The 13,037-nt window shown below is 41.3% G+C and carries 13 protein-coding genes; 5 read left to right on the forward strand and 8 right to left on the reverse strand.

Annotated elements, in window-relative coordinates; all coding sequences use genetic code 11:
• Positions 1-84: 84 nt before the first annotated feature.
• Positions 85-1,887: a DNA helicase RecQ gene (recQ, locus tag AC27JP_RS06210; RefSeq protein ID WP_487113069.1), complete on the reverse strand. Its 1,803-nt coding sequence runs from the start codon at positions 1,885-1,887 to the stop codon at positions 85-87.
• Between the two features lie 129 nt (positions 1,888-2,016).
• On the opposite strand from recQ, the gene AC27JP_RS06215 reads away from it, so the two are divergent.
• Entirely contained in the window at positions 2,017-2,472 is a 456-nt protein-coding gene (locus AC27JP_RS06215; RefSeq protein ID WP_487113071.1) for a thioesterase family protein, read from the forward strand.
• A gap of 99 nt (positions 2,473-2,571) precedes the next feature.
• Positions 2,572-3,483 (forward strand): EamA family transporter RarD, encoded by a 912-nt coding sequence (gene rarD / locus AC27JP_RS06220; RefSeq protein WP_487113073.1) that lies wholly within the window; start codon positions 2,572-2,574, stop codon positions 3,481-3,483.
• Between the two features lie 118 nt (positions 3,484-3,601).
• Here the strand turns inward: rarD and AC27JP_RS06225 are convergent, their stop codons facing one another.
• The 7 genes from AC27JP_RS06225 to lptM all read right to left on the reverse strand — a co-directional run bounded on the left by AC27JP_RS06225 (position 3,602) and on the right by lptM (position 10,899).
• Positions 3,602-4,864, reverse strand: coding sequence for a diguanylate cyclase (locus AC27JP_RS06225; RefSeq protein WP_487113075.1), 1,263 nt, complete (start codon positions 4,862-4,864; stop codon positions 3,602-3,604).
• A 25-nt stretch (positions 4,865-4,889) separates the two neighbouring features.
• Complete coding sequence (uvrD, locus tag AC27JP_RS06230; protein WP_487113077.1) at positions 4,890-7,064, reverse strand: DNA helicase II; 2,175 nt, start codon at positions 7,062-7,064, stop codon at positions 4,890-4,892.
• A 137-nt stretch (positions 7,065-7,201) separates the two neighbouring features.
• Positions 7,202-7,927 (reverse strand): HAD-IA family hydrolase, encoded by a 726-nt coding sequence (locus tag AC27JP_RS06235; RefSeq protein WP_487113079.1) that lies wholly within the window; start codon positions 7,925-7,927, stop codon positions 7,202-7,204.
• Between the two features lie 11 nt (positions 7,928-7,938).
• Entirely contained in the window at positions 7,939-8,646 is a 708-nt protein-coding gene (locus AC27JP_RS06240) for a DUF484 family protein (RefSeq protein WP_487113081.1), read from the reverse strand.
• Positions 8,643-9,473, reverse strand: a complete 831-nt coding sequence (dapF, locus tag AC27JP_RS06245; protein ID WP_487113083.1) for a diaminopimelate epimerase — start codon at positions 9,471-9,473, stop codon at positions 8,643-8,645. Before dapF ends, AC27JP_RS06240 begins: the two co-directional genes overlap by 4 nt.
• Before the next feature lie 20 nt (positions 9,474-9,493).
• The gene (gene lysA, locus AC27JP_RS06250) at positions 9,494-10,741 is read right to left on the reverse strand and encodes a diaminopimelate decarboxylase (protein ID WP_487113085.1); all 1,248 of its coding nucleotides are present in this window, start codon (positions 10,739-10,741) and stop codon (positions 9,494-9,496) included.
• 11 nt (positions 10,742-10,752) lie between these two features.
• The gene (gene lptM / locus AC27JP_RS06255; RefSeq protein ID WP_487113087.1) at positions 10,753-10,899 is read right to left on the reverse strand and encodes an LPS translocon maturation chaperone LptM; all 147 of its coding nucleotides are present in this window, start codon (positions 10,897-10,899) and stop codon (positions 10,753-10,755) included.
• Positions 10,900-11,009: 110 nt separating this feature from the next.
• Here lptM and cyaY point away from each other — a divergent pair, with 110 nt between their 5' ends.
• From cyaY to AC27JP_RS06270, 3 genes are read left to right on the forward strand one after another with little or no spacing between them, the layout of a single operon-like run.
• Positions 11,010-11,330 (forward strand): iron donor protein CyaY, encoded by a 321-nt coding sequence (gene cyaY / locus AC27JP_RS06260; RefSeq protein ID WP_487113089.1) that lies wholly within the window; start codon positions 11,010-11,012, stop codon positions 11,328-11,330.
• 22 nt (positions 11,331-11,352) lie between these two features.
• On the forward strand, positions 11,353-12,285 hold the full coding sequence (hemC, locus tag AC27JP_RS06265) for a hydroxymethylbilane synthase (RefSeq protein WP_487113091.1): 933 nt from the start codon (positions 11,353-11,355) through the stop codon (positions 12,283-12,285).
• A complete protein-coding gene (locus tag AC27JP_RS06270; RefSeq protein WP_487113093.1) occupies positions 12,272-13,015 on the forward strand; it encodes a uroporphyrinogen-III synthase in 744 nt (247 codons plus the stop codon). The genes hemC and AC27JP_RS06270 overlap by 14 nt, the downstream gene beginning before the upstream one ends.
• Positions 13,016-13,037 lie beyond the last annotated feature (22 nt).

The following is a 13,037-nucleotide window of genomic DNA, read 5'->3' on the forward strand; positions in this document are numbered from 1 at the left end:
TGGAATAACCACATGACAAAGCCTCTGCCTTGTATGAATAGCCAACAAAATGCTGAAAAAGTAATCTCGAAAGATCAACAGCCCCTATACCAAATGTTGTTTGATCAAGGATAAAAATGGCTCACCATAACGAGCAAGTTTTGTATCACCTATACCACTAATATTCAGCATTTGGGCCGAGGTAACTGGTTGCACTCGCGCTAATTCCGCTAGCGTTGCATCATTAAAAACAATAAAAGGGGCAATATCTTCAAGCTCAGCAATTTCTTTACGTAGTGATCTTAATTTTGAGAATAACACTCTATCGTATACTTTACCTTGCTTATTTCGTTGCCAATAACTTGCTTTTTGTAAACGCGGCGCTGCTAACATTAACGGCTCTTGTCCTTTTAAAACCGAACCTGCGGCCTGTGTTAAACACAGATTGGATTGTGCCGCGATATCTTGTTGTAAATACCCTAAATGAATTAGCTGTCGGATAATAGAGAACCAATAGCCCGGCGTTTTGTCTTTACCAATACCAAACGTCGAAACTTTATCATGTGCTAACTGGCGAATTTTTTCGCTGCTAATGTCAGCTCTCAAAACGGCAATAACATGTTCAATATCACCACTTTGCTGTATTCGATAAACACAAGATAAGACTTTCTGTGCCGCTTGTGTGGCATCAAATTGGCTGGGCGGATCTAAACAAATATCACAATTACCACAGCCTTGCTCAGTAAACTCAGCAAAATAATTTAGCACGACTCGGCGGCGACAAGTTTGCGCATCAACAAAGCCACGCAGCGCTTGAAAACGCTGCATTTCAACGTTAACTCGCTCTTCATTTTCTCCTTCAGCAATACGCTTACTGATCCGTTCAACATCTTTATCATCATGTAAAAACAGCGCTTCAGCGGGTAAGCCATCTCGACCGGCTCGGCCGATTTCTTGATAGTATGACTCTAACGTTCTCGGCGGCTCATAATGAATAACATATCGCACATTCGACTTATTGATCCCTAGGCCAAATGCCACGGTTGCAACCACAACTTGCACATCATCTTTAGCAAATTTGTCTTGAATAATATTACGAATTTCTGGCTCTAAACCCGCGTGATAAGCAGCACAATTAATCCCTGAACTCGCCAATGATTTGGATAACTTTTCCACCTGCCAGCGACTATTGCAATAAATAATGCCACATTCATCTTTACGTTTTTTAATGTAACCCAAAATTTGCTGTTCACCTTGGTACTTATCCGCCAAGGTAAAGCGAATATTTGGCCGGTCAAAGCTATCAAGGTGAATATAAGGATCGTGCAAAGCAAGTTGCTGTAAAATATCTCTTCGTGTAGTTACGTCAGCCGTTGCCGTTAACGCCATTACCGGTATATTAGGGAAATTCTGCTTAAGCATATGCAGTTGCGTATAGGCAGGTCTAAAATCATGGCCCCACTGTGAAATACAATGTGCTTCATCAATAGCAAAAAGACTAATGTTAAGTTGTGACAAACCTTGTCGAAAATAGTAGTTTTTTAAACGTTCAGGTGCGACATAAAGTAGTTTTATCTCACCTTGTCCTAAGCGCTTAAAAATATCATTAATGGTATCGCTATCAAGTGAAGAATTAACATAAGCTGCGGAAATTCCCTGCCGTATCAAACCATCAACCTGATCTTTCATCAGCGCGATCAATGGTGAAACAACAATAGTGACTCCCGGCATAATCGTTGCCGGCAACTGATAGCACATAGATTTACCGCCACCGGTCGGCATCAACACTAAGCTATCGCGACCTTGCAATGCCTGTTGAATAATTTCTTCTTGGCCAGGGCGAAAAGCTTGATAGCCAAAATGATGCTTCAAAGCTTCAGTTAGTGTTGTCGGGGAAATGGCTTGCAACAGACAGTCTTCGATAAATGAAATCAGACAATATTTTACCTTAGTCAGTGCACAGTGCAGAGAATTATTTTCATAATCGCCCTTTTTATTGTTATTCTTTTTTAACTCAGCAACTCCAAAGGGAATTTTATGACACAAGAAGAGACATTCAAACAGATTGCCGAGTATTGGAATCAGGCGATGCCGTTTAATAAACTATTGGGCTTAGAAATCACGCGTTTTGATGCCCAAGAGTCAGCGGTGAGTATCGCTTGGCATGACAAGCTCATCGGCAACCCGCAACAGAAAATTCTCCATGGCGGTGTTACGGCTTCAGCACTTGATCTAGCAGGTGGTGTCGTTGCTGCTGCCAATATCTTAAGTCAGTTACCAGAATTATCGCCTGAGATAATTTCACAAAGCTTAAGCCGTTTAAGCACCATTGATTTACGAACTGACTTTCTTAGGCCAGGCCGTGGTGAATTATTTATCGCCACGGCAAAAATCATTCGCAGCGGTAATAAAGTCGCGGTAGCCCGCATGGAAATGCACAATGAGCAGGGCGATCATATCGCCTTTGGTACTGGCACTTATATGGTTGGTTAAAGAATCCTTGATTATTCTGCCTAGCTGAATATGCTACCTAAGTGATTAGTGGTATCATGACAGTTCCCAAAAATGTCATGCTCAACTAATTAAAACCTCATGCCGACAACTCAACAAACTGCCTTACGTGGTGGTATAATCAGTGCCGTTAGTGCCTATACAATGTGGGGCATTGCGCCGCTGTATTTCAAGTTAATCCAACACATTAGCGCTGACGAAATTCTTGTTCATCGTGTGGTATGGTCGACAATACTTTTGTTGTTAGTGGTGTTGCTATCAAACAAATGGCGAAGTTTTATCAAGGTTATTTCTCAACCTCGCATAGTATTACGCCTGACTATTTCAGCCGCCTTTTTAGGCGTTAATTGGTTTATGTTTATTTGGGCTGTGAATAACGACCATCTACTCGATGCTAGCTTAGGCTATTATATTAACCCGTTATTAAGCGTCGCTTTAGGGGTGATATTTCTTGGTGAGCGCCTACGGCCTTGGCAACTCTTTGCGGTCGCGTTAGCGTTAATTGGCGTGATTATTCAACTTATTATGGTTGGTTCATTGCCTATTATTTCCTTAGCGTTGGCCGGTACTTTTGGTATTTATGGCTTATTACGTAAACAGATGCCCATTGATTCCTTCGTTGGCTTATTGATCGAATCATTAATGATGCTACCGATAGCGTTGGTCTATTGGCTGCTATTTTTAGAAACCACAACTAGCAACATGTTGCTAAATGAATGGTCTTTAAACACCATATTAATCTGTGCCGGCATTGTCACAACAGCGCCTTTGCTATGCTTTACCGCTGCCGCCAAACGTATGACGTTATCCGCTTTAGGCTTTTTTCAATACATAGGCCCCAGCATCATGTTTATTTTGGCGACATTCTACTACCAAGAACCACTCTACCTTGCCAAGTTAGTCACTTTTGCCTGCATATGGACCGCACTAGCGGTGTTTAGTTTTGATTCGATTAAAGCAAGAAGAAAACATCAAAAAGAGATTGTTAGCTAATTTTTTATTAATGAAAAAAGAGTGCCATTAAGGCACTCTTATGTTCAGGACGCACAGTATGTCACGATCACATTGATGATAATGATTACCAAGCATAATTATCTATGATTTCAAGACTCTAAGATTCTTCTAACGCACCAACGATACTGACCTGATTACGACCATTTTCTTTTGCGTAGTAGAGTGCGCCATCTGCCAAACTCATTTGTTTTGCTAAGCTTTCTTCACTATTGAAGATGACCCCTAAACTCACAGAGAAAGTGATTTGTTGCTGCTCAAAGGCAATTTGCGCCACGGAAATTGCACGACGAAAATCGTCTAAACGGTTATACAATTGATCTTCATCTAAACCCGACAACAAGATTGCAAATTCTTCACCACCTAAACGAGCGATCAGGCCTGCGCCAAAATGCTTACGTAAATAAAGTGCTAAAACTTTTAATATATGATCGCCAGCATCATGGCCATAGTTATCATTAACTTGCTTAAAGAAGTCGATATCTAACATAGCTAAGGCATACGGGGTTTTATTAGCAATAAACTCGGCAATATTGGCTTGCGCATCACGAATAAAAGCGCGTCGATTCGGTAAATCCGTTAAATAATCGGTATTAGCCGCTTTTTGAATTTGCTCAATATTGTTTAAGCTTTCAATATTTTGCGTGATCCGACAATAAAACTCTTCAGGACAAAATGGTTTTCTTAAGAAATCATCGGCACCATTTTTAATAAAACGTGCAGAATGAACACCGTTACTGGCACCAGAAATACCAATAATAGACAATTGATCTCGGTTATAGAGTTTGCGAATTTCATTGGTCAGTTCAATGCCATCCATCACGGGCATTTCAAGATCGGTGATCACCATCTTGATATCATTATTTTGCTCAAGTACTGCTAGCGCTCGCTCACCATTTTCAGCAACATAAACATTAAAGTTACGGCGTTTTAAGAGCTCAACAATATGGTTACGTGCGGAAGATGAATCATCAACCACTAAAATACCATTACCTTGGTTGGTTAACTGCCAATGCAAAATACGCTTTAAATACAAAAATGCTTGGCTATTTTCTTTTGGAATATAATCAATAACTGGCTGGGATAATATCTTCTGTCGTGTTGACTCATCCATTTTTCCGGTCATAACTACACCAGGAATACCGTGTGAGAGTACACAAGCAATAGCTTCACCATCATTAGCATCGGGGAGCGCATAATCTATGGTTGCGGCAAAAAATTCACTTTCTCCACCCTGCAGTATCGCTTCCACTTCTGCTAGGCTAGTTGCAATGGTTACCTGATAATTCAGAGCTTCACCAATTTGTTTTATCACACGAGCTATCGGACGACTGTCTTCCACTACTAACAATTTTTTTGACATAAATTATCCTACTTCCTCGTTATTTTTACAGCGCTTCTAAGTTAGCATAGGCGACAACAAGCCATTTGCTACCAACATCAGCAAAATTTACTTGAATACGACTTTGCGCACCACTGCCTTCATAATTTAATACTACACCATCACCAAACTTTTTATGATGAACATTTTGCCCAAGTTTAAAACCGGTATTCTCAAAGGTTTCTAAGGTAATTGTTGATGCAAAGCGTCCGGTAGTTTTCGGTCGACTCACTTGATTCTGCAGTCGAATTTCTTCGGTACACTCGTCTGGCAATTCTCTAAGGAATCGACTCGGTTTATGATATTTTTCTTGTCCGTATAAACGGCGGCTTTCTGCATGGCATAAATAGAGTTTTTCCATCGCGCGTGTCATGCCGACATAACACAGGCGACGCTCTTCTTCTAAGCGGCTAATATCTTCAACTGACTGTTGCGAAGGAAACATGCCTTCTTCCAAACCAGCAATAAAGACTAACGGAAACTCTAAGCCCTTTGCTGAGTGCATGGTCATTAGCTGTACCGCCGCTTCATAATCATCCGCTTGTGACTCGCCAGACTCTAACGCGGCATGGGTTAAAAATGCCGTTAGTTCACTTTGCTCTTCCTCTAGTTCAGGGTCAACTTCAAAGGTTTGACAGGCGGTCACTAGCTCATTTAAGTTTTCAATCCGAGCTTCCGCTCGTTCACCTTTCTCCGCTTGATACATGGCTTTCAAGCCGGAATGCTGAATAACAAAATTTGCTTGCTGGTCTAAATTTAAGTTACATGAATCATCTTCTAATTGGTCAATTAGATGAATAAATTGCTGAATAACTTTAGCACTGCGACCTTTAAGTTGTTCGTTCTGCATCATATGCTGACAAGCTTGCCATAACGTGCAGTCCAAACTACGTGCGGCATCACGCACTAAGCTAAGCGTTTGATTACCAATACCCCGAGCTGGGGTGTTAATAACGCGCTCAAAAGCAGCGTCATCATCTCGGTTATTCAGTATCCGTAAGTAGGCCAGAGCATCTTTAATTTCTTGGCGTTCGAAAAATCGCAAGCCACCATAGATGCGGTAAGGTAATTGCGCTTGTATTAACGCTTCTTCCATTAAGCGTGATTGTGCATTACTACGATACAAGATGGCAACATCGTCAAGCGAGCCATCATTTTTTCGCCACTCAGCAATGCGGCCAGCAATAAAACGTGCTTCATCTATTTCATTAAATGCAGTATAGATAGAGATTTTTTCGCCAGCATCGTCTTCGGTCCACAAATCTTTACCTAAGCGATTATTATTGTTACCAATAAGTTGGTTAGCGGCATTTAGAATGTTAGCTGTCGAGCGATAGTTTTGCTCTAGCTTGATGGTTTTAGCGCCATCGAAGTCTTGTAAAAAGCGTTGAATATTTTCTATTTTCGCGCCACGCCAGCCGTAAATTGATTGGTCATCATCGCCCACAATCATCACATTGCCACTTTTCTGGCCAAGCATATTTAACCAAGCATATTGAATGGCGTTAGTATCTTGAAACTCATCCACTAAGACATGAGAAAAACGTTGTTGATAGTGCTGCAATAAGGCGGGGTTATTTAACCAAAGCTCATGAGCTCTCAGTAATAATTCAGCAAAGTCGACTAAGCCAGCACGATCACAGGTGTCTTGGTAGACTCGATAGACCTTAACAAACATTTCTTCGGTAACATCGAATTGAGTGTCAATATGTTGCGGACGCAGGCCTTCATCTTTTTTACCATTGATATACCAAAGAAATTGTTTCGCCGGCCAGCGCTTTTCATCTAGCTCTAATGAGCGCACAATGCGCTTCACCATACGAAGTTGGTCATCAGAGTCTAAAACTTGAAAGCTTTGCGGCAATTTTGCTTCGTGAAAGTGCATACGCAATAAGCGATGCGCTAATCCATGGAAAGTACCTACCCACATACCATGAACATTACCGTCAACCGTTTGCTCTACACGGGCACGCATTTCAGCCGCCGCTTTATTGGTAAAGGTAACCGCTAAAATACTGTGTGGGGATGCTTGTTCAACCTTCATTAGCCAAGCTATTCGTTGTACTAAAACCCGTGTTTTGCCACTACCAGCACCAGCTAGCACCAACATGTTTTGTAAAGGTGCCGCAACAACATCGCGTTGTTTATCGTTTAACGAATCGAGTAATTGGGAAACATCCATAGAAAGGTAAAAATTAATAACAAAAATATCTCGATATCATAGCAAGTTCAGTAGTTTTTTAATAACGCTAATAGCAATTTTATTGTTGTTTATAACAAGATATTAAATACGAAATGTAAGCTACAAATTGCTGAGTACTAACTGACAATATTGCTGAGTTGCTCAACATGATCAAGCGCTAAGGTTGGTAAAACCGTTAAGGGTTTGCCGACATGATACCGATTAAGCCAAGCGGTTTGGCAACCGGCATTAATACCACCCAAAACATCATTCTTGCCACAATCGCCAACATGCAAAAGCTGCGCGGGCTTAATAGCCAAAGCAACGCAGGTTTTATTAAACATATCAGCATCAGGCTTTAAACGATTTTCAATCGAGGCATGAAAGTGGTGAGTAAAGTAGGGTGCAATACCAATTCTGTCAGTATCTACATTACCATTGGTGATCGCCACCAGTGGCCTTTTGCTTTTAAGGTAAGTAAGAAAATCGTGGGTCTGCTGCGGTAAAGTAAAATTACTACGCTGCTCAACAAAATAAGCCAAGGCCGCATTCGCAAACTCTTCCGCCTCGATATTATTAAGACCTAACGACAGCGCACCAAGCAAATAGCTTTTTTGCCGCAATAAGCCAACATCGTGTTTTAACAGTGGCCATTGCGCAATCGCTTGTCGGCGAAAAGGAAACCAAAAACGAAAGTTATATATCGTATCAGTCGTGTTGATGCCATAGTCAGCCAATATCCGAGGAAAATAGCGAACCATTTTGCTATCCGTTGCTAACATTATTGGATGATTACTATATAGCGTATCGTCCAAATCAAAACTAATCGCATGAAATGGCAATAAACGACGATAAAACCTCACCAGCCTATCGCCTAATAAAGCTGCTGATGTAAAAGTTTTGCCACCAGCTTTTTAAATTGATTCAGTAGTAAAGTATCCATTCGCGGGTCGAAGTGTTCGGCATCTCGGCTACTAATCGCTAAGAACCCTATCTCTTCATCATGATGGCTTAAACGCACTAAAACCACAGAGCCTTGCGTTGGCTCAGCGAAAATCAGTTCTTGTTCACTTTGTTGCAAGCGACCAAAGTAATAACCGTCTTTAGTTAACCTATTTTCTATAACGTCTGAACAATCAGCTTTGACAATCGAGCTATGCTCCACTTCAGTTGGCTTAACCAACCAAAGTTTCAAGGCGTCTAACGACAACAATTGTGTGGTTGCTAAATGCAAGCAATCTAATAATTCAGCCGCTGTTGCACAATCAAGCAAGCGCAAATATAGGTCACTGTACAGGGCAAACAATTGCTCATTTTGATTAGCAATCACCATCAGTTGGGTAATTTCTTCTTCTAAGTTATGAATTTTTTGTCGTTGCTGTGACAACTGTCGTTCAACTAAAGAAATTGCACCTCGTTGATGATCAGGTAAACGCAACTCCGTAACAAATTCAGCTTGGCGATTAAAAAACTCTGGGTGATCTTGTAAATAGGTTACGACTAATTCATCAGTTAAACTGATGTCATTTTCAACTATTGGAGATTCATTTGATTGCATAGATTTATTTTTATCTTGTGTCATAAATTAATTTGCCCGTCGAATACGTGCACAGCGGGGCCGGTCATTTTTACTGAGTTACCTGGGCCTTTCCAATAAATTTTCAATTGCCCGCCAGGTAAGTCAACTAATACTTGTCGATTAAGTTTCTTTTGCATTTGCCCTATCACAACAGCAGCACAGGCACCGCTACCACAGGCAAGGGTTTCTGCCGCGCCACGTTCATAAACGCGCAGCTTAATATATTCTGCCGATACCACTTCCATAAAGCTAATATTGGCTTGTTTGGGGAAGCGTTCATGGAATGACAATGCTTTGCCAAGCTCTGCAACTGGCGCTTTTTTTACATCATCAACCGTTAACACGCAATGTGGGTTACCTAACGACACCACACCACACAGCACAGTTTCTTCTTCACTACGTAAAATATAGGTACCTTCTGCTTTTTGGGCAGTAAATGGAATTTTACTCGGTTCGAATTGCGGTACTGGCATGTTGACCGAAATATTACCATCACGTTCAATAAACAAGGTCATTTTCCCTGATTGGGTCGAGACTTTAATTTTGTTTTTATTGGTTAAGTTCTTTAAACGCACAAACTTGGCGAAACAACGAGCACCATTGCCACATTGTCCTACCTCACGGCCATCGGCATTAAAAATACGATAATGGAAGTCTAAATCAGGATCATAAGGCGGTTCTACAACCAGTACTTGATCAAAGCCAACGCCAAAATTTCTATCGGCGAGTTGTTTTATTTGCTCATTTGATAAATAAACATTTTGCGTGACATTATCAAGTACCAGAAAGTCGTTACCTAAGCCGTGCATTTTAGAAAAATTTACTAACATTACTCTTTGTTCTCACACTATCACGGTAACAGGTGTTCACCTTGCCACAATTGGCTATAGGTTTCACGTTGTCTAATTAAGTGGCTTTTATCACCATCAACCATCACTTCCGCTGCTCGCAGTCGACTATTATAATTGGAACTCATGGTAAAACCATATGCACCAGCACTGCGCACCGCCAATAAATCGCCCGCTTTTATCGCCAAGCTACGCCCTTTCCCGAGAAAATCACCGGTTTCACAAATTGGCCCAACCACATCATATTGCTGGTCAGCAACGTCATATCTTTGTTCAACAGGAATAATCGCTTGCCAAGCTTGGTATAACGACGGGCGAATTAAATCATTCATTGCGGCATCAACAATGGCAAAATTCCTATCCTCACTGGCTTTTAAATATTCTACTTCGGTTACCAAAATTCCGGCATTGGCCATTATCGCTCGACCAGGCTCGTAAATTAAGCTTAACGCTCGTCCAGATAACTTATCGGCAATGGCTTTTGCATACTCATTTGGGTGCGGTGGTTGTTCATCATCGTAACAAACCCCCAAACCGCCACCAACATCAAGATGCGATATCACAATGCCTTGTGCTGATAATCGGTCAATTAAACTTAACACCCGCTCAAGCGCATCTAAAAAAGGTAAAATTTCAGTCAGTTGTGAGCCGATATGACAATCAACCCCCTGAATATTTATGTGAGATAAGGTTGCAGCGTACGCATAAAGCTCAGGTGCTTGCTCAATACTAATACCAAACTTATTCTCTTTTAAGCCCGTTGATATATAAGGGTGAGTACCGGCGTCAACATCGGGATTCACCCGCAAAGAAATTGGTGCCACTAGGTTTAACGATTGAGCAACTTGTTGAATTCGGTCTAGCTCAGCAGCTGACTCAACATTAAAACAGTAGATTCCTAAATCAAGCGCAAAAGCGATCTCATCTGAAGTTTTACCGACACCAGAAAACACCACCTTTTTCGGGTCGCCACCGGCTTCAAGTACGCGTAGCAATTCACCTTTAGAAACAATATCAAAGCCCGAGCCTAAACGTGCCATGACATTGAGTACCGCAATATTGCTATTGGCTTTTACCGCATAACACACCAGATGAGGGCGTTCACCCGCTGCCTGATCAAAGGCTTGCCAATGACGCTCAATGGTAGCTTTGGAATAAACATAAAGTGGTGTACCGTATGTTTGAGCTAATTCAGATACCGGACATTGTTCGGCAAATAATGACGTTTGCTGACGATTGAAAAAATCCAAGAGACTATTTCCTAGTTTTTAGTGCTTTCATCATCTGTTTTAGACGAGTTTTCTTGCTGTTGCTCGGGAGTTTGGTATAAAGGACCTTTAATACCACATCCTGCTATTGTGGCTAAACCAAGAAAACTGATGAAAATAATTGTAATTTGTTTACGCATAATTGATTTATTCGATTTTTTTCCCATGATAGACGTTTTATAATCCCATGACCAACAATTACCAAGCAAAGATTAAACAATCATAACACTTAGGTAAAAAGGAATAGTTAATGAATGATAGTCAATACAATTTAGCCGCTGATGATATTTTACTGGCAGTGGAAGAAGCCATTGAAGAGTGCGGTTGTGATATCGATTACGAAGGTGTAGGCGGTTTGCTTACCCTAACCTTTAAAAATGCGACTAAGATCATTATTAACAAACAAGCGCCCTTACATGAAATATGGGTAGCAACGAAATTTAACGGTCACCACTTTCATTTTGAAAATGATCAGTGGCTTGATAAGCGCGGCGGTGATGAGTTATGGCAGTTCTTATCTGACGCGGTCAGCAAACAAGCAGAAGAAACTATTGTCCTGTCTGCACAATAAATAAGTATATAAGGTAACCGAAATGACTCAACAAACAGTTCGTATTGCAACGCGAAAAAGTGCCCTAGCACTTTGGCAAGCAGAGTATGTGAAAGCGCAGCTTGAGCACTTTCACCCTGGTATTAACGTAGAATTAGTCCCTATGACCACCAAAGGTGACATTATTCTTGATACACCACTAGCCAAAGTCGGTGGTAAAGGTTTATTTGTTAAAGAACTTGAAGTGGCGATGTTAGAAAATCGTGCTGATATTGCCGTACATTCAATGAAAGATGTACCGGTAGAATTTCCAGCAGGTTTAGGCTTAGAAGTGATTTGCCCGCGAGAAGACCCGCGCGATGCTTTTGTTTCAAATAACATTGCAAGTTTTGCTGATTTACCGCAAGGCGCTATTGTCGGTACCTCAAGCTTACGTCGTCAATGCCAGATAAAAGCCTTACGCCCAGATTTAGACATTCGAGATTTACGCGGTAATGTGAATACTCGCCTTAAAAAGCTTGATAACGGTGAATATGACGCGATTATTTTAGCCGCTGCCGGCTTAATTCGCTTAGAAATGCCCGAACGGATTCGTGAACATATTGCCCCAGAAGTTATGCTGCCAGCAAATGGTCAAGGGGCTGTAGGTATTGAATGTCGCACTGATGATGAAACCATCAAAAACTTATTAGCCCCCTTAGGCTGTGAAGAAACACGTATTCGCGTAATTGCCGAACGCTCAATGAACCGAGCCCTTGAAGGCGGCTGTCAGGTACCGATTGGTAGTTACGCCATTATCGAAAACCAAGAAGTATTCTTACGTGGTTTAGTGGGTGCGGTTGACGGTAGCGAAATACTAACCAGCGAAGTACGCGGAAAAATTGCCGATGCTGAACAGTTAGGTACTGATCTAGCGGCAACGTTATTAGCTGATGGCGCTGATAAAATTCTTCGTCAGGTTTATGACCAACAATAATGTTAATGTTTTAATCACACGCCCGGAATCTGCTGGGCGTGAGCTTCAACAACACCTAAAAAAACAAGGTATTGTCAGTTATTGCCAACCTTTTTTTGATTACCAAGCTAAAGATACACTTGAGCAATTAACCAGCCTACAAAATCAATTAACGACACCTATTGTTATTTTTGTCAGTGTTGCCGCCGTTGAGTTTGCCAATAAACTCTTACCTGTTACCTCATGGTCAACGCAACAAGTTATTGCCGTTGGTAGTGCTACTGAACGTACGCTCAAAGCCCTTGGTGTAAATGCCATTACCCCAATACAACATGACAGTGAAGGTCTACTCGCATTAGCCGCATTGCAGCAGGTTGATGCTAAAGATGTACTGATAGTTCGTGGCGATGGCGGTCGAGAATTAATCGCAGAACAATTATCTAATCGTGGTGCATCTGTACATTATTTTGAAAGTTATCGACGTGTTTGGCGAAATTCATCGATTAACCTCATCAAAACGTGGCAACAACAGCAGATAAATTGTATCTTAGTTACCAGTAACGCTTTACTCGAATTCATAGTAAACTTAATAAAAGATTCAGACGCTTATTGGAAACAAGATTGTATTTGGCTCGTTGCTAGTAACAGAATCGCTAACCAAGCGAAAAAGCATGGCCTGAAGCGTGTGATTAATACTCATGGTGCCAATAAGCAAGCGATTACCGAGGCACTATTCACACTCAGCCTATAAGCTATTAAATAAAAATATAACC

This window comes from Colwellia sp. SU-HH01172 (genome assembly GCF_057553355.1).